Genomic DNA, 23,778 nt, shown 5'->3' on the forward strand with positions numbered 1-23,778 from the left:
ACGATTGTCCCTGCCGGGCTGGCCGGTCGGGGCACGGATGCGAGGTCACGTGCGCAGCTTTTGGATCGTTCTGCTCCTGGGTGTGCTGCCGGCCGTGGCGCCCGCGCCCCTCGTCCGAGCCGAACCCACCTACACCGCCTATCTGGACCTGCCCGCCGTCAACGACGACGGTGAATTCGCCGGCGGCATCCATCCGGCGCTGCCCCTGAATGCCGAGCCCCTGCGTACGGCGCTCGACCAGGCCAGAGCCGACGGGATCGCGCCGAGCCGGTATTCCACACTGCTGCATCAGTATTGGCTCGTCGTCGCCACCGACAACGCGGGCATCGACCTCGCCGGCTGGGCGCCGGAGCGTGGCGTGGCAGCCAACACGGACACCTTCACCCGTGTGTACGTGAACTACTTCCGCATCGCCGCGGCCCGCCCGGACTTCTACTGGGCCGGATTGGCGGGCATCGCGGGCGGCTCGTTCGCATCGGGATTCTTCGACGTGGGCGATATCGGCGCCCTGCTGTCGGTGCCCGGAATCCACGAACTCGGCACGGCCGTCGCCGACCTGCTGCGCGCCACCCCACCGGAACTTGTCGCCGCCGTACCGCCCGATATCGCCGCGCTCGCCCTGCTCGGCCCGCGCCTGACCGCCGACGATCTGGCGTGGTACCAGACCAGGCTCATCATCATGCAGCGCCACATCTTCACAGATCTGGTGCCCATGCACGAGGCCTACCTCGCCGACGGGATGGCGGCGATCGACGAGATGCACGCGGCGGGCCTGCTCGACGACGCCATGCGCGCGGCCTGGACCGGAATCGACGACGGCACCGGCCTCGCCGCGGCGCTGGTGACCATGGCCGACCGCGAACAGAACCACATCGTCCCCGAACAATGGGACGCCACCGCCGCCGGACGGGGCGGCCTGGGCCGGGTGCTCACCTACGTCACCACGGTCGCGGGCAAACCCGCCCTGACGGGCGCCCGGGCACCCGGTGTGTACGCGCCCGCCACCGTGCGCTCGCCGATTCCCGGCAGCAAGCTCGGCCTGCGGATACCGCTGCCCGCGTTCAACTGGGCCGACCGCGACGACCGCTGGGCCTACCTCGCCGCCGACCTGGTGCCCCGCCACCTCGACCTGGCCACCGACCCCGCGCGGGCCGTGGCCGTGTACCGCGAGCCGTTTCCGGGCAAGCTCGACCGGGGCCGGTTGGTCGCCCGGCTGCCCGACGTGATCGCGGACCTGACCACGCAGTGGCAGGTGACCCATACCTGAGCGGTATCCTGTCAAGAGTCATGGAGTAGCGAAGTGAACTGCGCACCGACGAAGGAACCCCTCGGATGCATTGCCCGTATTGCCGTCACCCCGACTCGCGTGTCGTCGACTCGCGGGAAGTCGAGGAGGGCACGGCGATTCGCCGCCGACGTTCCTGCCCGTCGTGCGGGCGCCGGTTCACCACTGTCGAGACCGCGGTGCTGTCGGTGGTCAAGCGCAGCGGTGTCACCGAACCGTTCAGCCGCGAGAAGGTGATCGTCGGTGTGCGACGCGCCTGCCAGGGCCGCGAGGTCGACGACGACGCCCTGAACCTGCTGGCCCAGCAGGTCGAGGACGCGGTGCGCGCCAAGGGATCTCCGGAAGTCCCCAGTCACGAGGTGGGCCTCGCCATCCTCGGCCCCCTGCGCGATCTCGACGAAGTGGCCTACCTGCGCTTCGCCTCGGTCTACCGATCCTTCACCAGCGCAGAAGATTTCGAACGCGAGATCACCGAGATGCGCGCCGCCCGCGCCGCTACCGCAGCCACCGACTGAGCCGCGTCGCCGCGCCCGTGCCGCCCCCGTGGGTCGGTTCGCCCACTTCTTCGCCGAACCTCTCCCGTCAACGCCGGATGGAGGCGATCGCCTTTTCGATGCGTTTGGTCGACACCGGGTACGGGGTCCCCAACTTCTGGGCGAACAAGCTGACGCGCAATTCCTCGATCATCCACCAGATCTCGGTGACATCGCGGGCGTTGCGGCGGTTGTCGGGAAGGCTGCGGACGAGTTTGTCGTAGGCGGCGAGCATCCGGTCGACCTCCACCATTCCCTGGCGGTCGCGCACCGCCGAACCGGGCAGCGATTCCAGACGCTGGGCAGCGGCAAGCAGGTAGCGGGGCAGTTCGCGCAGGCGGGTGCGTCCCCATTCGGCGACGAAGCCGGGGAACAGCAGGTCGTCGAGTTGGTGGCGGACGTCGTCGGCGATGTCGGTCTCGGCGGTGTCGGCCAGAGCGGCGCGAGCCTGGTGCGCGGCCGACAGCACCGGCGCGACGAGGCGGATCAGTTCGCTGACCGCGCCCGCCAGCTTCGGGCGAACGGCGGCGACGAGCTTGTCGAATTCCTCCGGTGTACGCACCGGACCACCGGCGCGCGCGATGAGTTCGTCGGCCGCGGCGACCCGGCAGTCCTCCACGAGCTTGTCCAGGGACCCGTCGGGGTTCTGGCTCAAAGCCAGCCGGTCGGCGGCCGACAGCCCGGCGGTGACGGCACGGGTGGATGTCGGGACGGCGGCGAGCAGCAGGGTACGCACCCCCGCGCGCATGGCGGCGGCCTGTTCGGCGGGTGAACTCAGCACGCGCACGGCGACGCCTTCACCCTCGGGGACCAGGGCGGGGTAGCCGGTGACGGTCTGCCCGGCCACCTCACGTCGCACCGTCGGCGCGACGGCACCGAGCGACTCGGAGGTCCACACGGTGGCGGGCGCGCGTTCGGCACCGGCGGTGGCACGCGCGACGGACGCCGAAACCTGTTCGGCCAGCTGGGTTTTCAGCTGTGCTAGGTTCTTGCTCTTGGCGAGCACCTGCCCGCTCTGATCGACGGCGGCGAAGGTCATTCGCAGGTGGTCCGGCAGGGCCGCGGGCGACAGGTCGTCGGCGCTGATGGTCACCGACCCGAGCCGCGACAGCTCCCGCGCCAACCCGATCCGCAGCGGTTCCGCGCGCGGTGTGAGCCCACGCAGGGCCGCTGAGGCGAAGTCGGGCGCGGGAACCACCGCGCGGCGCAACGCCTTCGGCAGCGTCTTGATATAGGCGGACGCGAGTTCCTCCCGCATGCCGGGAACCAGCCAATCGAAGCCCACCGCGCGCACGTGCGCGAGCTGCTCGACGGGGATGCGGACGGTGACACCGTCGTCGTCCTTGCCCGGCTCGAATTGATAGGTCAGCGGGAAGGAGAGTTCCCCCTGACGCCAGGCATCGGGGAAATCGGTGGGGTCGAGGGCGGCGGCACCGGCGTTGACCACGGTGTCGGTCGAGAAGTCCAGCAGCCCTGGGTCGTTGCGTTCGGCCTTGCGCCACCAGGAGTCGAAGTGACGCACCGACACGATGTCGGCGGGGATGCGCTGGTCGTAGAACTCGAACAGCACCTCGTCGTCGACGAGGATGTCGCGTCGGCGCGCCCGGTGCTCGAGGTCGGCGACATCGTCGACGAGCGCTCGGTTGCGGGCGAAGAACCCGTGCCGCGTCTGCCATTCACCCTGCACGAGGGCATGGCGGATGAACAGTTCACGCGACAGTTCCGGATCGATGCGCCCGTAGTCGACGGGGCGGCCGGTCACCAGCGGCACACCGTAGAGCGTGGCCCGCTCGTAGGCGCGAGCCGCGCCACGCTTGGCCGACCAATGCGGTTCCGAATAGGTGCGTTTCACGAGGTCACCGGCGAGCCGCTCGGCCCACTCCGGTTCGATCCGCGCCGCGATGCGCCCCCACAGCCGCGAGGTCTCCACCAGTTCGGCCGCCATCACCCAGCGCGGCGGCTTCTTGGCCAGCGACGAGCCGGGGAAGATCATGAACTTGGCATTGCGTGCCCCGAGGAACTCCCGCGACTCCGCTTCCCGCACACCGAGATGCGAGAGCATGCCCGCCAGCAAGGACTGATGGATCTGCGCGCTCGGCCACGGCATCGCCGCCTCGGCCTCACCGATCGCCGAATCAGTGGACCCCGCAGCATCTTTCGCGCCGGAGCGACGACCATCGGCTGGTGGCTGCCCGGCCCCACGGCCACGTGACTTGCGGCCGCCCCGCCCCGGCTCGTCGCTACCGGAACCCGCTCCGCTGCGGTTGCCCCCAGCTGTGGCGGCGCCCGTGCCTCGGACGCCGGATTCGGTTCGCGCGGAACCCGTTGTTCGGGGACGTGATCCGGCCGGCGAGGCTGCGGCGTCCGAGGCGCTGTTCTCGGCTGTCCCGGCTCCGAGGGAAGTCGTCAAAGCGCTACCGGCAGCCGTCGAATCCACCTGGGCGCGTTGGGGTCTGCCCCGCCCGCGACGTCGTCCACCGTCCGGCACCTCCGCACCGTCTCCCGACGGCAGGTGGCCCGTGCTGTCCCACCCGAGACCACGGGTGATGGTGCGCAGCTGGCCGTGCAGGTCCTGCCATTCGCGGATCCGCAGGTAGTGCAGGAACTCGTCGCGGCACATGCGGCGGAACTGGTTGGACGACAACGACTTGCGCTGCTCGGTCAGGTAGTCCCACAGGCGCAGGTAGGCCAGGAAGTCCGAACCGTCGACGGTGAAGCGGGCATGCTGGGTGTCGGCCGCCTGCTGATGCTCCACGGGCCGTTCCCGCACGTCTTGGATCGACAGTGCCGCGACGATCACGAGCACCTCGTCGAGACAGCCGTTGCGGTTGGCCTCCACCAGCATGCGGGCCATGCGCGGGTCGACCGGCAACTGTGCCATCTCCCGGCCGACCGGGGTCAGCGTGAGATGCCCACCCGATTCTTCTTCGCTGCCGACAGCTTTGGAGCTGCCGTGGGCGAGTGCGCCGAGTTCCTCGAGCAGCGCGATGCCGTCACGGATGGCGCGCCGGTCGGGGGCCTCCACGAACGGGAAGCTCTCGATATCGCCGAGGCCGAGCGCGGTCATCTGCAGGATGACCGCCGCCAGATTGGTGCGCAGGATCTCCGGTTCGGTGAACGCGGGCCGCGACTCGAAATCGTCCTCGGAGTACAGGCGGATGCAGATGCCGTCGGCGACACGACCACATCGACCCGAACGCTGCCGCGCCGAAGCCTGCGACACCGGTTCGATCGGCAGCCGCTGCACCTTGGTCCGCATCGAATAGCGCGAGATGCGTGCCGTACCCGGGTCGATGACGTACCGGATGCCCGGCACGGTCAGCGACGTCTCGGCCACGTTCGTGGCGAGCACCACCCGGCGACCCGTGTGCGGGGCGAACACCTTGTGCTGTTCGGCCGCCGACAGACGCGCGTAGAGGGGGACGATCTCGGTCCGCGGCAGTTTGAGGTCGCGCAGCGAATCGGCGGTGTCGCGGATCTCGCGTTCGCCGGACAGGAACACCAGCACGTCACCGTCGCCCTCGGCGAACAGTTCGGTGACCGCGTCGCCGATGGCATCGGTCGGGTCGCGGTCGACTACGCGGGTGTCGTCCTCGTCGTCGGTGCCCGGCAGCTCCAAAGACAGGGGGCGATAACGGAGTTCGACCGGATAGGACCGGCCCGACACCTCGACGATGGGGGCCGGGGTGCCGTCGTCGGCGGCGAAGTGGCGGGCGAACAGTTCGGGATCGATGGTCGCCGAGGTGATGATCACCTTGAGATCGGGCCGCTTCGGCAGCAGCTGTTTCAGGTAGCCGAGCAGGAAGTCGATATTGAGGCTGCGTTCGTGCGCCTCGTCGATGATGATCGTGTCGTAGCGGCGCAGCAACCGGTCGCGCTGGATCTCGGCGAGCAGGATGCCGTCGGTCATGAGCTTGACGAGCGTGCGATCCGAGGCCTGATCGGTGAAGCGGACCGTGTACCCGACCACGTCGCCGAGTTCGGTGCCCAGCTCCTCGGCGATGCGTTCGGCGACCGTGCGCGCGGCCAGCCTGCGTGGCTGGGTGTGCCCGATGGTGCCGCGGATGCCGCGACCGAGTTCCAGGCAGATCTTGGGGATCTGGGTGGTCTTGCCCGAGCCGGTCTCACCGGCGACGATGACGACCTGGTTGGCGGCGACGGCGGCGGCGATGTCGTCGCGGCGCGCCGAGACCGGCAGCTGTTCGGGGTAGGTGATCGACGGAACCGCCGCGCGGCGATTCGCCACGCGGGTCTCGGCGGTGGCGATCTCGGCGTCCAGCGCGGGCAGGTCGTCGGGGCGCGCCCGGTCCAGTTTGCGCCGGAGCCGATGTTCGTCGCGCAGCGAGACCTCCGCCAGGCGGGTGCGCAGCGCGCGGGTTCCGGTGCTAGCTGTCCTGGTCATTGCGTCTACCAGCCTAGCGAAGCACGCCACCGGTTTTCCCGGCGCGCCCGTCGTCGTCGGCGTGCTACACCCGGATCACCGACATCTCATGCGAAGATGCGGGCATGACCAAGCACCGGTCTCGGCGCGTCCCCGCCTCTGGACTGACCGGAGGGTGCGACGAAGGAGTGCCCGGAGGGAGGGAAGAGGTGGGGTTCAGCGCCGAGACCCGCGGCGCCAGCCGCCAAAAGATTCAGCTGAGGGGCTCGGTGCGCACGGCGTGGTGGATCAGGGCATACCGGATCGGTTTCGGAGTGCTCGGTCTCGTCGCCCTGCTGTGGATTCCCCTGCGCAACCTGGACTCGCCGACATTCTCGATCGCGAACTACTTCAGTTACTTCACCATCGAGTCCAACATCCTGGCCGTGATCGTGCTGCTCGTCGGTGGCCTGCTCGCGCCGCAGGGACCCGGCTGGCAGGTGGTGCGCGGCGCGGTGACGCTGTACATGCTCATCACGATGGTGGTGTACGCGGTGCTGCTGGCCAATATCGACGTGATGCTCACCGACAAGTGGATCAACGACATCATGCACCGGTACCTGCCGCTCGTCCTCGTCGCGGACTGGCTGCTGGTGGCCATGGCGCGTCGGCCGGCGGCGACACCGGAGCTGGTGGGGAAGTGGCTGATCTTCCCGCTGCTCTACGGTGCCTACACGCTGATCCGCGGCCCGATCGTCGACTGGTACCCGTACCCGTTCATCGACCCGCGCCACCAGGGCTACCTGTCGATGACGCTCGGCCTGATCGTGTTGAGCATCGTGTTCGCGGTGCTCGCGGTTGCCATGGCGTCGCTGGGTGACATGCCCGCGTGGTGGAGGGCCCGACGAGCGCGCGAGGGCGAGCCGGTGTAAGTGTGGAGCCATGAATGCGCTCTGGCATGGATTCGCCGATATGGGTGCCGTCACTCGTGACGGTGCGTTCGTTGTCGCTCGAGGCGACGGTGCCTACGTCTACGACACCGAGGGCAACCGGTACCTCGACGCCACCGCGGGTCTGTGGTTCGCCAATGTGGGACACGGTCGCGGGGAGATCGCCGACGCGGTCGCCGATCAGTTGCGCACCATCGCCCACTACTCGAACTTCGGTGACCTCACCGAGCCCGCCACCCAGGAGCTCGCCGAGAAGCTGGCGGCCATCGCGCCCGTGCCCGGTAGCAAGATCTTCTTCACCTCCGGTGGTTCGGACTCGGTGGAGACTGCCGCGAAGCTGGCGCGGCGCTACTGGCACGAACAGGGCCGCGGCGACAAGAAGATCCTGGTCGGGCGACGCCTGGCCTACCACGGCATGCACTATGCCTCCACCTCGCTCGGCGGTCTGACTCCGAACAAGGAGGGCTACGGCGTCCTGGTCGAGGACACCCGCACCGTCGAATGGAACGACGCCAAGGCGTTGCTCGCGCTGATCGAGGACGTCGGCGCGGAACGGATCGCGGCGTTCTTCTGCGAGCCGATCATCGGTGCCGGTGGGGTGTACCTGCCGCCCGAGGGATACCTGGCCGAGGTGCGCCAGATCTGCCGCGACCACGACATCCTGTTCGTTGCCGACGAGGTGGTCACCGGCTTCGGGCGGATCGGCGGCTCCTGGTTCGCCTCCACCCGCTTCGACCTGGAACCCGATCTGATGACCACCGCCAAGGGCCTCACCTCCGGCTATCTGCCGATGGGTGCGGTGTTCATCGCCCCGCACCTGGCCGAGCCGTTCTACGCAGGCGGTGTGTGGTTCCGGCACGGGTACACCTACGGCGGGCACGCCGGTGCGGCCGCGGCGGCGCTGGCCAACCTCGCCATCGTCGAACGTGAGGGTCTGCTCGAGGAAGCGGCCCGGCTCGAGACCACTCTGCACACCGCCCTGGCCCCGTTGGCCGATCACCCGCGCGTGGCGGAGGTCCGCAGCGGTCTCGGTGCGGTGGCGGCCGTCCAGCTGGCCGACCCCTCCGAAGGCCCAGGATTGGTGAAAGCCCTTCGTGTCCAAGGGATCTCGGGTCGTGCTGCCGGAGCGGGTGCCATGCAGATCTCCCCGTCCTTCGTGATGACAGACGCCCAGGTGGCCGAACTCGCCGAAGGTTTTTCGCGCGCCCTGGGCTGATGCGCCGCACCGGCCCGTCGGCGAAACTCGCTGGCGGGCCGGGCGATCCGCCCGATACTCTCCTGCTCCGACGCAGACAGGGGAGGGAACCACGTTGCAGGCATCCGTCACGGTGACACCGGACCAGCTACCGGAGCTACTGCTGCATGTCGCCGTGGTACGGCCCGTATTCCTCTGGGGCGCACCGGGAATCGGGAAGAGCTCGCTGGTGCGCACCTTCGCCGACTCACTCGGCCTCGACTGTGTGACCCTGCTCGGCACCCAGCTCGCACCCGAGGATCTCATCGGGGTGCCCCAGATCGTGGACGGCCGCAGCCGGTTCGCGCCGCCGGAACTGATCGCCCGCGCCCAGCCCTACTGCCTGTTCCTCGACGAACTCAACGCCGCCTCACCCGAGGTGCAGAAGTCGTTCTACTCCCTGATCCTGGATCGGCGCATCGGCACCTACGAACTGCCCGAGGGGTCGGTGGTGATCGGGGCGGGCAACCGGGCCACCGACAACGCGCTGGCCCGCCCGATGGCCTCGGCGCTGGTCAACCGCATGGTGCACCTGCATCTGCGCGCCGACGTGGACGACTGGCTGAAATGGGCTGCCGTCAACGACATCCATCCGTGGGTGATCCGCTACCTCACCCAGCGCCCCGACCACCTGTGGTCGGCACCGCCCAAAACCGAGGCGCCCTTCTCCACCCCGCGTGGGTGGCACATGCTCTCCGACGCGCTGTACTCCTGCGGCGACGACATCGACGACACCACGCTGAATGTGCTGGCCACCGGCACTCTCACGCTCGGCCACGCCTCCGGCTTCCGCGCCTTCGTCAAGACCGTGCGCCACGCCTTCGACCTCGACGCCGTCTTCAAGGGCGATGCCGCCTGGCCGCGCGATCCAGCCGACCGCGACCTGCTGTACTTCCTGGCCGAGACGATGCGGGCCCGCCTCGTGAAGGATCTGCCCGGCGACCGCGAGCACACCTCCGCCGCGGTGCGCCGGTTCGTGTTGCGCGCCAAGTCGCTGCTGGTGGAGCTGGCCGAGATCTCGGTGGAATGCGCCCAGTTGGTGATCGCCGCCGATGCCGAGGGCGTGCCGGTGCTGCCGTCGTGGTTCCTCATCGAGGTGTCGCGTGACCTGCCGCGACTGGCCGCGCGGCGCTGAGCATGGGTGCGCGAAAGACTCGCCGGATCGACCCGTGGTACCAGGCTGTTCAGGACGGGTGGGCGATCGTGCGCGCCCACCCGGCGTTGCGCCCGCTGGCCGGTCAGCTCTACCAGTTGGACAAGCGCGCACCACACGAGATGTGGGCACGGCTGGCGGGCGGCCGTCTCGAGTACCACCCGAATCGGCGTGCCACGGCGCAGGAATGGGCGTGGACCTTCGCGCATTGCCTGCTGCACGCCGGATTCGGGCACCTCGATCCGCGTAATACCCTGCCCACCAACATCATCGAGCTGCCCAGCGACGACGCGTGGTTCTCCTCGCGGGTGCGCGCACCGCATCCGGTGTACCGCGCCGCGTGCTGCGCCGCCGTCGACACCTATCTGGCGACGATGAAGATCGGCACCCCGCCCGATCCCGTGCCGCCCGCCTTGGCCGACGAGCACGCCGCCGCGGTGCGCTGGCACGACACCGCGGTGCCGGACGCGTTCGCGCGCACCGGACCTCCCGACTTCCTGCTCACCGACGCCGAGACGGCGGCCCGTGTCGACGCGCCTGCCCGGTTCGCGGCGGGGGTGTCCGACGCCGCCCGTGCCGCCCTGGCCACGGCCGGTGGCGACCACACACCCGACGGCAAGCGGCCGCGTACACAGTGGGACGCGGCCCTCGGCTGGTTCGTCTCGTCGTTCCCGTTGCTCGGTGCGCTCGCCGCCGGAATGACCGTGGTCGCCGATGTGGAAGTCGTTCGGGCCGCGGATATCTCGATCGCCGCGGTGAACGCCGACGCCGCCGAGATCTATGTGAATCCCTATGCCGGGCTGAGTGAGGAGGAATGGCGGTTCGTGCTCGCGCACGAGATGCTGCACGCGGCCCTGCGCCACGGCGAACGGGCGGACTGGCGCGACCACTACCTGTTCAATGTCGCCTGCGATTACGTCGTCAACGGCTGGCTGGTGGAGATGAATGTCGGGCAGATGCCCGAAGGACTGCTCTACGACCCGGAACTGAAAGGGTGTTCAGCCGAGGAGATCTACGACCGCATCGCCGGCGATCTGCGCCGGTTACGCAAGCTCGCCACCCTGCGCGGTCGCGGACGCGGCGACGTGCTCGGCGAACCCCTGCCGCATCCCGGCAGCGCGGGCCGCTACGTCGACCTCGACGAGTACTACCGCAACGCGCTGGTCACCGGACTGGCTTATCACACGAACAGCGGTCGCGGACATGTTCCAGCCGCGTTGGAGCAGGCGATTCGCGCCCTCGATCAGCCACCGCTGCCATGGGACGCGCGGCTGGCCCAATGGTTCGACGAGCACATACCCACCGCCGACAAACGCCGCAGCTACGCCCGCGCCTCTCGCAGACAGGCGGCCACCCCCGACATCCCGCGCCCGGCGTGGGTGCGGCCCGAGGAGAACGTGCGCCTGCCGACCTTCGGTGTGGTGCTCGATACCTCGCTGTCGATGAACGTCACCCTGCTCGGCAAGGGTCTCGGCGCCATCGCCTCGTACGCGCTGGCCAGGGACGTGCCACGCGCCCGTGTCGTCTACTGCGACGCGGCACCCTACGACGCGGGGTACGTCGCGGTGGAGGACATCGCCGCCGGAATGCGCGTGCGCGGCCGGGGTGGCACGGTGCTGCAACCTGCCGTCCGGCTCCTCGAACGTGCCGAGGACTTCCCGGTCGACGGCCCGATTCTCGTCATCACCGACGGCGACTGCGACCCGTTACGCATCCGCGGCGAACACGCCTTCCTGATCCCCGCGGGCGCGTCCCTGCCCTTCACCCCGAAAGGCCCGGTGTTCAGGATCCGGTGACGGCCAGGTCGAGGGTGAAGAACTGGCTGTACGGGTCGAGGGTGTAGTCGGCGAACGGCTCGCATTCGACGAAGCCGTGCCGCAGATACAGGCGCCGGGCCGCGGCGAAGAACTCGCTCGTCCCGGTTTCCAAGCTCAGGCGCCGGTATCCGCGCCGCTCGGCCTCCTCGATCAGGTGGGCGAGCACCGCGGCGGCGACACCGCGACCGGTGAATCCGGCAGCGGTCCGCATGGACTTGATCTCGCCGTGCTCGGGATCCAGTTCCTTCAGGGCACCGCAGCCGACAAGCACCGGCCCCGACCACGCGCTCCACACGGTGACCGCCGGATCGCGCAACCCGGTCAGGTCGAGGGCGTGCATGCTGCACGCGGGAGAGTTGCCCGCCATTTCGGTGTGGTGCTCGGTGAGCAGGGTGGTGATCTGCTCGCCGGTGAGGTCGTCGACGGCGAGGGTGAGCTGCTCCGCCCGGGTGGTGTCGTGCATCGGTCCATTGTGCCCGGGGCGGAAATGACGCGGGAAAACGGCACACGGCCGGGGTGGGCGATGCGACTATGAGGACGAGGGGCGAGCCGAAGGTGGTGGGGCGTGGCCGAATTCGTGGAGGACTATGCGGTTTTGCGGTGGGCCGTGGTGTCGGCGTTCGTACTGGCGGCCGGGATCGTTGTCGTGCGGTTGAGCAGGCGCGCGGTCCGGGCGGACGCGGCGGCCGACGGTGCGCACCTGCTGATGTGCCTGGTGATGCTGGCCATGTTGGTGTTCCCGGCCGCCACCGACCCGCACGCGATGCGCGGTTTGCTGACCGCGCTCACGGTGGCCTTCGTGCTGCTGCTCGCCGAGCGGGTGGTGCAGTGGCGCAACGGGGCGGTGCCGACGGCCGACGGGGTGCTCGCGCTGGGATATCACACGGTGGCGGCGGCGGTGATGCTCTACGCCATGGCCGGGCACGGATCCGGTCACACCGGGATCCCGCCGGGGCCCGCGCTGGTGCTGGCGGCGCTGTTCGTGCTCGACGCGCTCGTCGCGCTCGGCACCGTCGGTCACCGGCCGCGCTGGCACCGCTTCGCCCATCCGGCAGGCACACACCCCCTGACCTCGGCCTTGGTACCTCATGTGGTGATGGATATCGGGACGGCATTCATGGTGATCGCCGCTGTCGGCGGGTGAATACCGATCCACAACCGTCCGGGCTGCGAATCGCCTTTGTGCGGACAGGAATTCGACTATGAGTGGACAACGCGTTTCAGGCATGTCACCCGGGCGTCGGGGATTCGGTACGCCCCCACCGGAAATCCGGCCGGCCGCCGCCGACCGAGAGGTGGTGCGTGCGCTCTACCGCGACGCGGGCCCCGCCGCCTACGGACTCGCCCTGCGGATCCTGCGCAGACGGGGATCGGCGGAAGAGGTTGTCCGCGAAGGGTTCCAGCGCATCGCCGCGAGTCCGTGGATCACCGAGGGCAACGGTCATGCCCCGGCCGGTGCTGCGCGCCATGACCGCGCCACACCGTGGGGCCGTTCGGCATTCGTCGCGAACGAACCACGCACCGACCTCGGGGGCCATCCCGACCGCGCCGGCGGCTTCGACCACGAGGACCGCCCGGGTCACGCTGACCACCGCGACGATGCCGGCCGGTGGGATCACTCGTCCGGACGAGATCATGCGGGAGGCTTGGACCATTCGGGCGGATTCGGCAATTCGAACGGGTTCGACCGTTCGGATCTTCTCGGGCACTCGGATGGGACACCTCGTTCGGGCCGACGTGACCACGAGGGCCGCGACGGTTGTTCAGGTCAACTCGGGGACATCGGCGGCCTCGGCCATGAGCCGAGATTCGAGGGGCCGCACGAGCGGGTGGGGCGGCTCGACGACGAAGGCCGACTGGATCGAGCGGGCCGACGCGGCCACGCAGGCGACCACTCGGAGGGATACGACCACAGGGGTCGCCTCGATGACTCCGGTCGCCTCGACTACGCGGCGCTGCACGACCCACGGCTCGGTTTCGCACGCCGAGACAGTGAGATGGACCCCCACAGCCGAGCGGGCCGAACGGCACACACGGGTCGCGGGGACCACGCGGGCGGACGGGACGACTCAGGTCGGTCGGGTGACGCGATCATGTTCGACGGCGTGGATTCGATGGACGGTGCGGGTCCACTCGCCGGGCGTCTCGATTTCGCCGGTCACCCGGACGGTGCGCACTTCGATGTCACCGACCCCCTCGCCGACCCATCCCACTTCGACACACCCGACGCGACCGGCACCCGGTACACGCCGACCCTGCACACCAGACTCCTGGCCCAGGTCCACCGCCTCGCCATCCAGCGCCTGCGCCTGGACCGCAACGACCGCATCGACATCCCCTGGCTGGCCGCCTCGGCCCGGCTCGGTTTCGACCCGCTCGACAGCCGCTGCGAAGTCTTCGTCCTCGCCTACTACGGTGGCCGCACCTACCGTTCGATCGCCCGGGAACTGGGCATGCGCGTCCCGGCGGTCACCCGCCTGCTGGCCGAGGGCATCGAACGCCTCGCCCACCAGCGTCTCGTCCGGGTCGCCGCGCGTCGCCCCTGGACCCCGCCCGGTTCGGTCCTCGCCCTCGCCGACGCCTACGCCCTCGACGCCGTCGCCGAACTCGAGCATCACCACATCGAGAACAAGCTGGCCACCACGACCACTACCGGCCTCGCCCAGTTCGACGCCAGAGTCGGCGGAGTGCACGAGCTGCTTGCCCAACTGGCCGCCGACGATCGGCAGCCCCCGCCCCGCAATCTGGAACAGCGCATCCTGGCCGCGATCGACAGCCCGGGCAGACGCGGTGCCCGGACCGGCAGGCCGCCGTGGTTGCCCCGCTTCGGGAGTTAGCGGCGAACCGGAATCAGAGCACCACCACGTGGTCTTCGACGACCCGTCCGCCCAGGCGCACCCAGCCGTCGGAATCCCACTCGGTGTAGAGCTGGGACCCCTGCCCCTGGGTGATGACCAGCCCGCGCCGCAGCTTGGCGGTGAGGGCGACGGCGGCCGCGCCGGTCGCCTCGTCCTCGGCGATGCCCATGGCGGGTGCGAACATCCGGGAGCGAACGGCACCGCGCGATTCGTCGGTCCACGTCCACACGTAGTGCTGGCCCTCGGTGTAGTCGGAGGGGCGGAGCATGGCCAGTTCGTCGAGTGAACCGGCCTGGTGGAAGGTGAAATCCGGTGCCCATTCGGCGCGGGCGGTGATCCAGGTGAGCCCGTCGGTCTCCGTCACCCGAACCGGGCCCGCCGGCACGTTCAGTGTGTGCACGGGGGTGCCGCGCGCGGCCATCCACCATCCGGTGCCCACGGTGGGGTGCCCGGCGAAGGGCAGTTCGACGGCCGGGGTGTAGATCCGGACGTCGGCGACACCGTCGACAGGTTCCCCGACCACCGTGGTCTCGCTGAATCCCAACCGCGCGGCGAGTTCCTGTTTGTCGAGCGCGACGACGTCGCCCGCGCGAGCGATGCCGAGCGCATTGCCGAGCCTGCCCGTCGGATCGGTGAACACGCGGACGACCTCGACCTGGATGTCAGGGGCTTCCGGCACATCGTGTGCGTTCATGCTCGCGAGCCTACCGCGCAAGATCAACACCGCCGTCCGGGCGGTTCTCGCGCCGCGTCACGCGCGCGAACGCGAACGACCCCGATCCGGCACGCGGATCGGGGCCGTTCGACGAGCGGATCAGACGGCGGCCGCGGCCAGCGCCTCGGTGGCGGCGACGGCCTGGCCGACACCGGCCACGATCGCCGCCGCACGCAGCGACTCGAAGATCACCTCACGCGAGACACCGGCCTCACGCAGCGTCTTCTCGTGCGAATCGAGGCAGTGCGCGCAGCCGTTGATGGAGGAGACCGCGAACGACCACAGTTCGAAATCGGCCTTCTCCACGCCCGGGTTGCCGATGATGTTCATCCGCAGACCCGCGCGCAGATCGTCGTACTTGCCGTCCAGGAACGCCTTGCCCCGGTAGAACACATTGTTCATGCCCATGATCGACGCGGCACCCAGCGCGGCCTCGTAGGCTTCGGCGGACAGCACGTCGGCGGCTTCCTCGGCGATCTCGCGCAGCGTGGTGGCCGAACGGGTGGCGGCCGCGGAGGCGAGCAGAGTGCCCCACAGCTGCTGTTCGTTCAGCACGGTGGTGCGCGAGATCGAGGACAAGTTGAGCTTGAGGTCCTTGGCGTACTCGGGAAGAGAGTTCTTCAGGTTCTCGATGCTCATGGAAAAGGCGCTCCTGTCAGGGGGATCGGGTGGAGAAGGGTGGATCAGACGCTGGCGGAGAGCAACTCGCCCGCGTTGATGGTCGGGTCGCCCTTCTTCCAGTTGCAGGCGCACAGCTCGTCGGACTGCAGCGCGTCGAGCACGCGCAGCACCTCGTCGACGTTGCGGCCGACGGAACCGGCGGTCACCGAGACGAACTGGATCTCGTTGTTCGGGTCGACGATGAAGGTGGCGCGGTCGGCGACACCGTCGGCGTTGAGCACGCCGGTGGCGGTGGCCAGTTCACGCTTGAGGTCCGACAGCATCGGGAAGGGGAGGGTCTTGAGATCCTCGTGCTGCGCACGCCACTGGAAGTGCACGAACTCGTTGTCCACCGAGGCGCCGAGGACCTGGGTGTCGCGGTCGGCGAACTCGTCGTTCAGCTTGCCGAACGCCGCGATCTCGGTGGGGCAGACGAAGGTGAAGTCCTTGGGCCAGAAGAACACGACCCGCCACTTGCCCGCGTGGTCGTCGCTGGTGATCTGGGTGAAGTAATCGTCGGGCTGCTGCGCGTCGACCTTCGACAGGTCACCTCCGATGACGGCCTTGAGGTTGTACGCCGGGAACTGGTCGCCAATGGTCAGCAGAGCCATGCTCATCTCCTCGTTGATGGTGTGGTCGTGCTCGTCGTGTGAGCCCGCAAAGATCTTGCCCAAAGCCTACTGAAAGGTAAAGCCGATCGCTCGTTCTACACTGATAGGCGTGACTGATCAGACTTATCAGCCAACCCTCTCGCAGCTGCGTGCGTTCGTCGCCGTCGCCGAATACCGGCATTTCGGCACTGCCGCAGCGCGTTTGGCTGTGAGCCAACCCACGTTATCGCAGGCACTGGCATCACTGGAAAACGGCCTCGGCCTGCAGCTGATCGAGCGCAGCACGCGCCGGGTGCTGGTCACCGCCGCCGGGATGCGGCTGCTGCCGCAGGCGATGGCCACGCTCGAGGCGGCCGACCGTTTCGTCGCCTCGGCGACCGGCGACAGCCTCGGTGGCGTGCTGCGGTTGGGCATCATCCCGACCGTCGCCCCGTATGTGCTGCCGGGTCTGCTGCCCGAGCTGCGCCGCAAACTGCCCAACCTGGTGCCCCAGGTCGTGGAGGACCAGACCGCCCGCCTGCTCGACGGCCTGCGCACCGGTGTGCTCGACGTGGCGGTGCTCGCCTTGCCGAGTGAGGCGCCCGGCCTGGTCGAAATCCCGCTCTACTCCGAGGAATTCGTGCTCGTGACGCCGCGCGGGCACGAGCTGGCCGGGCGCACCGATCTGGCCGCACCGGTGCTCGCCGACCTGCCCCTGTTGTTGCTCGACGAGGGGCACTGCCTTCGCGATCAGACACTCGAACTGTGCCGAACCGCCGAGGTGCATCCGGGTTCGGTCGGTGACACCCGGGCCGCCTCGCTGACCACCGTGGTGCAGTGCGTGGCGGGCGGGCTCGGGGTGACGCTCATCCCGGAGATGGCGGTAGCGGCCGAAACCGCGCGCGGCACCCTCGAGACCGCACGGTTCGCCGATCCCGCGCCGGGCCGCACGATCGGCCTGGCCTACCGCGCGTCCTCGGCCCGGGCCGACGACTACGAGTACCTGGCGGCGGTGATCCGCTCGAAGCGGCCCTTCTGAGCCGCCCAGCTCGGCTGCTATTTTGAACGTCGTTCAATTGCTTGTGCAAAGGAAGTCCGAACAGTGCCCGACCCTCAGAACGCCCCCACGCGCACCGGCCGCTTCGCCGCCCGCGACCTGGCGCAGATCGCGGTGTTCGCCGCGCTGATCGCCGCCCTCGGATTGCCCGGCGCGATCACGGTCGGCTTCAGCGGCGTCCCGATCACCCTGCAGACGCTCGGGGTGATCCTGACCGGTGCCGTCCTCGGCGCGCGCAAGGGGGTCACGGCGGTTGCGGTGTTCATCGCGCTCACCCTGATCGGTCTGCCGCTGCTCTCGGGCGGACGCACCGGCCTGACCGCGCTGGCCTCGCCGACCGCGGGTTACCTGATCGGGTGGATCCCGGCGACCCTGCTGATCGGCTGGCTCACCGCGCGAATCCTGCCGAGATACCCGCTCGCGCTCGGTCTGCTGATCAACGCACTCGGCGGCATCGTGGTCATCTACCTCTTCGGCACCGCGGGACTGCTGGTCCGCACCGAACTGGGTCTGTGGGCCGCGGTCTCGAGCAACTTCGCGTTCCTGCCCGGCGACCTGGCCAAGGTCGTCATCGCGACGGTGGTCGCCAAGGGTGTGCACCGGGCGTATCCGGGGCTGATCCGCGCGTGAGCCGATGAGTGAGATCGTCGTCGATTCGGTCGGCCACCGGTTCGGTGACCGGGTGGTGCTGCGCGATATCGACCTGACCATCACCGAACGCCGGGTCGGGTTCATCGGCGCCAACGGTTCCGGGAAATCGACGCTGGCCCGCATGCTCAACGGCCTGTTGAAGCCGACCAGCGGCACCGTCACCGTCGACGGGATCGACGCCGCCCGCAAAGGCGCCCAGGTGCGGCGCAAGGTCGGGTTCGTCTTCACCGATCCCGACACCCAGATCGTGATGCCGACGGTCGGTGAGGATCTGGCCTTCTCATTGCGGCGCAGCGGGCTGAGCAGAGCCGAGATCTCCGAACGGGTGCGGCGCATGCTCGACCGGTTCGGGCTCGCCGGGCACGCCGATCATCCCGCGCACCTGCTTTCCGGTGGGCAGAAGCAGTTGCTGGCGCTGGGCTCCGCGCTGATCCGCGAGCCCGAAGTGATCGTCGCCGACGAACCGACCACGCTGCTCGACCTGCGCAACGCCCGCCTCGTGTCCCAAGCCCTGAATTCCCTCGACCAGCAGGTGATCGTGGTGACCCACCAGCTCGCCCTGCTCGACGGGTTCGATCGAGTCGTGGTGCTGGACAACGGTGCTGTCGCCTTCGACGGTGCCCCGGGCGACGCCGTCGGCGCATACCGGCGCCTGGTCGAATGATCGGCCTGTACTGCCCCGGTGACTCGCTGGTGCACCGCCTGCCGGCGGGTCTCAAACTCCTCCTGCTGGTTCTCGCCATCGTCGCGATGACGATCTTCGCCCGCACGCCACTCGCCGTGGCGGTCGCCGCGGCGACGGTCGCTTCGTTGTTCGCCGTGGCGCGCATCTCCTGGCGAGTGGCCGTGGCCCAGATCCGCCCGGTGCTCTGGATGACGGTGATCATCGGCGTCTTCCAACTGCTCACCACCACCCCAGCCCGCGCGATCGCCGTCTGCGGTGTCCTGCTCGTCTCGGTGGCCCTCGCCGCCCTGGTCACTGTCACCACGCGCGTCACCGCCATGCTCGACGCCCTCACCCGCGCTCTCGCCCCGCTGCGTCGTGTCGGTGTCGATCCGGAACGAGTGAGTTTGCTGCTGGCCCTGGCGATCCGGTGCGTCCCACTCCTGGCGAGCATCGTCCAGGACGTCGCCGAAGCCCGCCGCGCCCGCGGCGTCTCCTGGTCCGCCACCGCCCTCGTCACCCCGGTCGTGGTCCGTGCCTTGCGCACTGCCGACGCGATGGGGGACGCCCTCGCCGCCCGCGGGGTCGACGACTGAGATCGGTTGTGCCGGTGCGGGATTCGAGCGCCTGCGGATGAGGCGAATGCCGGAGTTGCGTTAGTAGACGACCGGTCGTATATTCGTCGCATGGCACGACCACGGCGTAGCGACGACACGCGAGCCCTCCTCATCGAAGAGGGCGCCGCCGATCTGCTGTCCCACGGCTACCACGGCACCGGCATCAAACAGGTGCTCGACAAGGTCGGCGTGCCCAAGGGATCGTTCTACAACTACTTCGACAGCAAGGAAACGTTCGCCCGGGCGGTGATCGAACATCACTCGCTGTGCGTACAGCGCAACCTGGCAACCGCGTTCGCGGGCGCGCCCGATGCCCTCTCCGGTCTACGCCGGTTCTTCGCCACCCTGATCGACGATTTCGTCGCCGCCGAGTACACCGGTGGCTGCCTCATCGGCAATCTCGGCGGCGAGCTGGAAGGCAGTGAGGTGCTGCGCACGGCACTGTCGGCCGCGTGGGGGTCCTGGCGGGACGGGGTGGCCGACGCATTGCGGACGGCGCAGGCCGAGGGCACGGTCCGGACCGATATCGACGCCGTCGACCTCGCCGACCTCCTGCTGGAATCCTGGGAGGGTGCGGTGATCCGGATGAAGATCGACCGCACGATCGACCCGCTCGACAAGTGCCTGCGGCGGCTGCTCGACGACTATTTCCGGCCGTGACCTCCTGAGTCGGCCCCATCTCCGCAAGGCTTCTTCCGGTCGCCCATTTCAAGACGACCGGTCGTATATCGAAAGGATCAGTAGATGACAGCCAAGACGGTCATCGTCACCGGCGCATCCAGTGGAATCGGGCGCGATGTCGCCCGCGCCTTCGTCGACCGCGGGGACGCGGTCGTGCTCGGCGGACGCGACGCGGCCAAGCTCGCCGACGTCGCCGCCGCCCTGGCCGCCCCGGACCGGGTGGCCACCGTGGTCGGCGATATCGGTTCGCCCGCAACGGGTGCGGCGTATGTGCGGACCGCGCTGGACCGCTTCGGCCGCGTCGATACGCTGATCAACAGCGCGGGCGTCTTCGGGGCGACACCGTTCGTCGACGTCACCGAGGCCGAGCTCGACCGCTATCTCGACGGCAACCTCAAAGGCACCTACCTCACCACGCAAGCCGTTGTGCGCCAACTGCTCGCTCAAGGGGCAGGCGGCAGCATCGTCAATATCGGCACGGTGCTCATCGACCACGCGATGACCGGACTACCGGCCTCGGCCGCACTGGTCAGCAAGGGTGGCGTGCACGCGCTGACCACCAGCCTGGCCGCCGAACTCGCGCCCGCGGGCATCCGGGTGAACGCGGTGGCTCCCGGCATCATCCGCACGCCGCTCTTCGGCGACGGCGACGAGCGGGCCGCGGCCTCGCTGGCGCTGCTCGACCGCATCGGTGAGGTCGCCGACACCACCGCGGCGGTGCTGTATCTGGCCGACGCCGAGTTCGTCACCGGTCATATCCTGCCGGTCGACGGCGGCTTCGTGGCCGGCCGGTCGGCCTGATTCTCGCGGGATCGGCTCTCGGGCAACGGGTTCGCGCACGGTCAGGCCGGACCGGCGAACGGCACCGAGGCGTCGAGTGCGAACCACCCCATCGGGATTCGCCGCGACCGAGTCGAGAAGTAGCTGGGGCCGAGCCACAGATCCGGTTCGATCTCGCGCAGTTCGTCGTAGATCCGCCGGGCGGGCCTGCGCGAACCCACGCGCGGGTCGTCGTAGTCGAACAGCACCGCCGACCGGCCATCGAGCACGGAATCGCCGACCGTCGCCACGAAATTCAGGGCCCGTAACCCACCGAGCAGGCGAAAGACATTGTGTCCCACGGCAACCCCGTCACCGACGTGCCGCAACGACTTGCCCACCCAGAAGTACGACGGCCGGGCCATCAGTGGAGCGAGCACCCGCTCGCCGGACCCGGGAAACGACCGCATCGACACATCACCGTCGAGCCGTGCGAAATCCGCGGCCGTCGGCTCCGGCGCCGCGGCGAACCGCGCGCCGAACGTCGCGAGCCCCGCCGCGGACAACCGGTCCAGTCGGGGCCGGTGGTCGGCGGGCCTACCCACCGGCATCAGACCATGGGCGGACAGTGGTGTCGGTGTCATGGGCGGACTCGCTTCTCCCTCGGCGCTTCGCTCTTCGCATAGTGCCGACAACGGGCGTCCACCCGCACCGGAATCGCGGTATTCGCCGCGGTGGACAACGACGAAGGCGGTGACCCGGACGAACCGGATCACCGCCTTCGGTGTCTCGGGCCCAGCTCAGCGACGCAAGGCGTACGGCTCGATCGCACCGCGCTCGAGGGCGCGGGCATCGATGGTCTCGGCCTTGTAGGGGAGCAGGGCCAGGCGATCGGTCATGCCGCGCACCGGGTCCTCGATCTTCTCGTTCAGGCCGAACAGGAAGGTCCACTCGTGCTCGTCGCTGCCGTAGGGCACCACGGTGGCGAACTGCTCGTGGAACCGTCCCCACGACCGCTTGAGGGTCTCGTTGCGCCACATGGTCGCGCAGCCGGCCTGGGCCGACAGCACACCGCCGGGCGCGAGCAGTGCCTTACATCGCGACAGGAACTCCGACTCGTAGAGGCGGTTGTGCTGGGCGTCCTCGACGCGCTCGTCGGGCAGGTCGATCACGATCACGTCGTAACGGGTGCCCGCTTCCTGCGCCTTGGCCAGGAAATCCCAGCCGTCGGCGTAGTGCACGTGCACCGCACCCTCGCCGCGCACGGCGGCGGCCAGCTCTTCGGGGGTGTACCCGTAAGGCAGGTGGCGGGCGCACAGCTCGACCTCACGCTGGTCGATGTCGACGTGGTCGACGTGGGTCGCCCCGGCCGCCACCGACATCTGCGAGGCCACACCCTCACCGGAACCGATGATGAGCACCCGGTCCAGCTTCTCGGCCAGCACGAACGCCGGGACCATCATGGCCTCGTGGTAGGTGACCTGGGAGAACTCGGTGGACTGGCGGTCGTCGTCGGAGAACAGGGAGATGCCCTGATCGGTCCGCGCGATCACCATGTGCTGGTACGGGGTGTTGGTGTCGACGATCACCTCGTGCAGATCCCAGATCCGGGTCAGGCCGTCGCCCACCGGTTCGTAGATCTTCTCGGCGCCGTGGCCGCGCTGGACGACCTTCATGCGAACTTCCTTGGGAGACAACTTGTCTCGCAGAAGTTCCACGGCCTTCGTCGCGCCCGCACCGATGCTGCCGCAGGTGAAGACGTCGACGAAGATCTCGCCGGACTCCGGATAGGTGTGAATCGAGGCGTGGGACTCCGACAACAGCGCGAGGACGGTCACCCCCTGCGGTTCGAACTTTTTGTGAACGACATCGCAGATGGTGACGCCCGCCGCGATCAGAGACTCACGCAACGCCGATTCGAGTCGTTCGAGATCGTCGCACAGGTCTGTGTCGACACCACCGAACTCGGCCAGCACATGCCAGCCGGTGAATTCCGCCGTCATGGGCAAACTCACTCTCGCTCAGCGCCCGAGACATGAACGGTCAAGGGCGGAAAACCATTGAAGGACACCGACGAATAACTCGCGGTATAGGCGCCGGTGTCGAGAATCTGGATCTGATCACCGGCTCGCAACGTGGTCGGCAGAAGGACCTTCGTGCGTTGATACAGTACATCGTCGCCGTCGCAGGTCGGACCCGCGACCACCGCCTCGCCCACCGGATCGCCGTCGCGATCGGTGACGAAACGGTAGGCGATGTACTCGTTCTCCGTCTCGGCCATACCGTTGTATCGGCCGATGTCGAGATACACCCAGCGCCGCCCGTCCGGCGCGAAACGCACGCCGACGACCTCGGCGTGGATGGTGCCCGCGTTGCCGACCAGGGCACGCCCCGGTTCCACGATCAGCTCGACCGACGCGGGCAGGAATTCGGCCGCGGCCTGCGCCGCGGCGGCCGCGATCGCACCCGGTTCGGGCGCCGATTCGGCATAGGAGATGGGCAGGCCGCCGCCGATGTTCACCGCGGCGACGTGAATGTCCTTGTCCGCCAAGGCTTTCACGATCTCACCGGCCTGCTCGATACCGATCCGCCAGGCGGCCGGATCGAGCTGCTGGGAGCCCACATGGAAGTACGGGCCACCGACCCGCAGACCCAGATCGCGCGCCCGTACGAGCAACCGCAGGGCCTCGCCGGGTGCGCACCCGAACTTGGTGCCGAACGGGGTGCGCGACTCCGGTGCCGAGGACAGGAACCGGCACTCCACCTCCGCGCCGGGCGCGTGCTCGGCGATGCGCTCGAGATCGTCCTCGGTGTCGAAGGCGAACCGGCGCACACCGGCGGCGTGGGCGTAGGCGATGTGGGCGGCCTTCTTGATCGGATTGCCGTAGCAGAGCTTGTCCGCCGCGATACCGAGGCGCACGCACTGATCGATCTCACCGACACTGGCGACGTCGAATTCGGCGCCCTCGGCGTCGAGCAGGCTCAGCAACTCGTCGACGGGAGCCGCTTTCACCGCGTACCTGATCCGGGTGCCCTGCTCGCGCTGCGCCGAGACGGCGGCGGCGAGGGTTCGGTAGTTGGCACGTACCCGCTCGGGGTAGATGACAAGGTACGGGGATTCGGGCATAGTTGAACTTTCGGTCGGCGGCCGGGAGAGACTATCAGCGGCGCCTACCCAACAACGAATCCGTCAA

General features: G+C 68.9%; 24 protein-coding genes. 14 read left to right on the forward strand and 10 right to left on the reverse strand.

All coding sequences use genetic code 11. From position 1 onward, the window contains the following. Nucleotides 1-49: 49 nt before the first annotated feature. Nucleotides 50-1,267, forward strand: coding sequence for a hypothetical protein (locus tag ACSVDM_RS00430; RefSeq protein WP_439261885.1), 1,218 nt, complete (start codon nucleotides 50-52; stop codon nucleotides 1,265-1,267). A gap of 65 nt (nucleotides 1,268-1,332) precedes the next feature. Beyond that, complete coding sequence (gene nrdR / locus ACSVDM_RS00435) at nucleotides 1,333-1,800, forward strand: transcriptional regulator NrdR (protein ID WP_357145568.1); 468 nt, start codon at nucleotides 1,333-1,335, stop codon at nucleotides 1,798-1,800. 67 nt (nucleotides 1,801-1,867) lie between these two features. Here the strand turns inward: nrdR and hrpA are convergent, their stop codons facing one another. Then, nucleotides 1,868-6,220, reverse strand: a complete 4,353-nt coding sequence (gene hrpA, locus ACSVDM_RS00440; RefSeq protein WP_439261887.1) for an ATP-dependent RNA helicase HrpA — start codon at nucleotides 6,218-6,220, stop codon at nucleotides 1,868-1,870. Nucleotides 6,221-6,468: 248 nt separating this feature from the next. Here hrpA and ACSVDM_RS00445 point away from each other — a divergent pair, with 248 nt between their 5' ends. The 4 genes from ACSVDM_RS00445 (at nucleotide 6,469) to ACSVDM_RS00460 (ending at nucleotide 11,311) form a co-directional block, all read left to right on the forward strand. Further along, the gene (locus ACSVDM_RS00445; RefSeq protein WP_439261889.1) at nucleotides 6,469-7,110 is read left to right on the forward strand and encodes a Pr6Pr family membrane protein; all 642 of its coding nucleotides are present in this window, start codon (nucleotides 6,469-6,471) and stop codon (nucleotides 7,108-7,110) included. A gap of 10 nt (nucleotides 7,111-7,120) precedes the next feature. Continuing rightward, the gene (locus tag ACSVDM_RS00450; protein ID WP_439261891.1) at nucleotides 7,121-8,344 is read left to right on the forward strand and encodes an aminotransferase family protein; all 1,224 of its coding nucleotides are present in this window, start codon (nucleotides 7,121-7,123) and stop codon (nucleotides 8,342-8,344) included. A 94-nt stretch (nucleotides 8,345-8,438) separates the two neighbouring features. Then, nucleotides 8,439-9,497 (forward strand): AAA family ATPase, encoded by a 1,059-nt coding sequence (locus tag ACSVDM_RS00455; RefSeq protein WP_439261893.1) that lies wholly within the window; start codon nucleotides 8,439-8,441, stop codon nucleotides 9,495-9,497. Nucleotides 9,498-9,499: 2 nt separating this feature from the next. Beyond that, entirely contained in the window at nucleotides 9,500-11,311 is a 1,812-nt protein-coding gene (locus ACSVDM_RS00460) for a vWA domain-containing protein (RefSeq protein ID WP_439261895.1), read from the forward strand. Here the strand turns inward: ACSVDM_RS00460 and ACSVDM_RS00465 are convergent. Then, nucleotides 11,298-11,795: a GNAT family N-acetyltransferase gene (locus ACSVDM_RS00465; protein WP_439261897.1), complete on the reverse strand. Its 498-nt coding sequence runs from the start codon at nucleotides 11,793-11,795 to the stop codon at nucleotides 11,298-11,300. The two genes, ACSVDM_RS00460 and ACSVDM_RS00465, sit on opposite strands and share 14 nt — an antisense overlap. A 102-nt stretch (nucleotides 11,796-11,897) precedes the next feature. On the opposite strand from ACSVDM_RS00465, the gene ACSVDM_RS00470 reads away from it, so the two are divergent. Next, the gene (locus tag ACSVDM_RS00470) at nucleotides 11,898-12,476 is read left to right on the forward strand and encodes a DUF5134 domain-containing protein (RefSeq protein ID WP_439261899.1); all 579 of its coding nucleotides are present in this window, start codon (nucleotides 11,898-11,900) and stop codon (nucleotides 12,474-12,476) included. An 85-nt stretch (nucleotides 12,477-12,561) separates the two neighbouring features. On the opposite strand, the gene ACSVDM_RS00475 is transcribed toward ACSVDM_RS00470, so the two are convergent. Next, nucleotides 12,562-13,041, reverse strand: coding sequence for a hypothetical protein (locus tag ACSVDM_RS00475; RefSeq protein ID WP_439261901.1), 480 nt, complete (start codon nucleotides 13,039-13,041; stop codon nucleotides 12,562-12,564). A gap of 54 nt (nucleotides 13,042-13,095) precedes the next feature. After that, nucleotides 13,096-13,245: a hypothetical protein gene (locus tag ACSVDM_RS00480; RefSeq protein WP_439261903.1), complete on the reverse strand. Its 150-nt coding sequence runs from the start codon at nucleotides 13,243-13,245 to the stop codon at nucleotides 13,096-13,098. A gap of 180 nt (nucleotides 13,246-13,425) precedes the next feature. On the opposite strand from ACSVDM_RS00480, the gene ACSVDM_RS00485 reads away from it, so the two are divergent. Further along, the gene (locus ACSVDM_RS00485) at nucleotides 13,426-14,169 is read left to right on the forward strand and encodes an RskA family anti-sigma factor (RefSeq protein WP_439261905.1); all 744 of its coding nucleotides are present in this window, start codon (nucleotides 13,426-13,428) and stop codon (nucleotides 14,167-14,169) included. Between the two features lie 13 nt (nucleotides 14,170-14,182). Here the strand turns inward: ACSVDM_RS00485 and ACSVDM_RS00490 are convergent, their stop codons facing one another. From ACSVDM_RS00490 to ACSVDM_RS00500, 3 genes are all read right to left on the reverse strand, one after another. Continuing rightward, nucleotides 14,183-14,884, reverse strand: a complete 702-nt coding sequence (locus ACSVDM_RS00490; protein ID WP_439261907.1) for a PhzF family phenazine biosynthesis protein — start codon at nucleotides 14,882-14,884, stop codon at nucleotides 14,183-14,185. A gap of 120 nt (nucleotides 14,885-15,004) precedes the next feature. After that, a complete protein-coding gene (locus tag ACSVDM_RS00495; RefSeq protein WP_181696972.1) occupies nucleotides 15,005-15,544 on the reverse strand; it encodes a carboxymuconolactone decarboxylase family protein in 540 nt (179 codons plus the stop codon). Nucleotides 15,545-15,588: 44 nt separating this feature from the next. After that, complete coding sequence (locus ACSVDM_RS00500) at nucleotides 15,589-16,176, reverse strand: peroxiredoxin (RefSeq protein WP_067493007.1); 588 nt, start codon at nucleotides 16,174-16,176, stop codon at nucleotides 15,589-15,591. 109 nt (nucleotides 16,177-16,285) lie between these two features. On the opposite strand from ACSVDM_RS00500, the gene ACSVDM_RS00505 reads away from it, so the two are divergent. The 6 genes from ACSVDM_RS00505 to ACSVDM_RS00530 all read left to right on the forward strand — a co-directional run bounded on the left by ACSVDM_RS00505 (nucleotide 16,286) and on the right by ACSVDM_RS00530 (nucleotide 20,626). Beyond that, nucleotides 16,286-17,194: a hydrogen peroxide-inducible genes activator gene (locus ACSVDM_RS00505; protein ID WP_439261910.1), complete on the forward strand. Its 909-nt coding sequence runs from the start codon at nucleotides 16,286-16,288 to the stop codon at nucleotides 17,192-17,194. Between the two features lie 63 nt (nucleotides 17,195-17,257). Continuing rightward, nucleotides 17,258-17,842 carry a biotin transporter BioY gene (locus tag ACSVDM_RS00510; protein WP_439261912.1) on the forward strand — a complete coding sequence of 195 codons (585 nt, stop codon included), beginning with the start codon at nucleotides 17,258-17,260 and terminating at the stop codon, nucleotides 17,840-17,842. Nucleotides 17,843-17,846: 4 nt separating this feature from the next. Next, entirely contained in the window at nucleotides 17,847-18,527 is a 681-nt protein-coding gene (locus tag ACSVDM_RS00515) for an energy-coupling factor ABC transporter ATP-binding protein (RefSeq protein ID WP_439261914.1), read from the forward strand. Then, entirely contained in the window at nucleotides 18,524-19,123 is a 600-nt protein-coding gene (locus ACSVDM_RS00520) for an energy-coupling factor transporter transmembrane component T family protein (RefSeq protein WP_439261916.1), read from the forward strand. The genes ACSVDM_RS00515 and ACSVDM_RS00520 overlap by 4 nt, the downstream gene beginning before the upstream one ends. A gap of 90 nt (nucleotides 19,124-19,213) precedes the next feature. Continuing rightward, nucleotides 19,214-19,804, forward strand: a complete 591-nt coding sequence (locus tag ACSVDM_RS00525) for a TetR family transcriptional regulator C-terminal domain-containing protein (protein WP_439261918.1) — start codon at nucleotides 19,214-19,216, stop codon at nucleotides 19,802-19,804. Nucleotides 19,805-19,888: 84 nt separating this feature from the next. Then, on the forward strand, nucleotides 19,889-20,626 hold the full coding sequence (locus ACSVDM_RS00530) for an SDR family NAD(P)-dependent oxidoreductase (RefSeq protein WP_439261920.1): 738 nt from the start codon (nucleotides 19,889-19,891) through the stop codon (nucleotides 20,624-20,626). 41 nt (nucleotides 20,627-20,667) lie between these two features. On the opposite strand, the gene ACSVDM_RS00535 is transcribed toward ACSVDM_RS00530, so the two are convergent. The 3 genes from ACSVDM_RS00535 to ACSVDM_RS00545 all read right to left on the reverse strand — a co-directional run bounded on the left by ACSVDM_RS00535 (nucleotide 20,668) and on the right by ACSVDM_RS00545 (nucleotide 23,711). Continuing rightward, a complete protein-coding gene (locus ACSVDM_RS00535; protein ID WP_157104756.1) occupies nucleotides 20,668-21,228 on the reverse strand; it encodes a hypothetical protein in 561 nt (186 codons plus the stop codon). Between the two features lie 156 nt (nucleotides 21,229-21,384). Continuing rightward, nucleotides 21,385-22,587 carry an adenosylmethionine decarboxylase gene (gene speD, locus ACSVDM_RS00540; RefSeq protein WP_439261922.1) on the reverse strand — a complete coding sequence of 401 codons (1,203 nt, stop codon included), beginning with the start codon at nucleotides 22,585-22,587 and terminating at the stop codon, nucleotides 21,385-21,387. Nucleotides 22,588-22,595: 8 nt separating this feature from the next. Beyond that, nucleotides 22,596-23,711 carry a type III PLP-dependent enzyme gene (locus tag ACSVDM_RS00545; RefSeq protein ID WP_067492807.1) on the reverse strand — a complete coding sequence of 372 codons (1,116 nt, stop codon included), beginning with the start codon at nucleotides 23,709-23,711 and terminating at the stop codon, nucleotides 22,596-22,598. Between the last annotated feature and the right edge of the window lie 67 nt (nucleotides 23,712-23,778).

Origin of the sequence: Nocardia sp. JW2 (assembly GCF_051843015.1) — a bacterium.
In the GTDB taxonomy this organism is placed as follows: Bacteria; Actinomycetota; Actinomycetes; order Mycobacteriales; family Mycobacteriaceae; genus Nocardia; species Nocardia coubleae.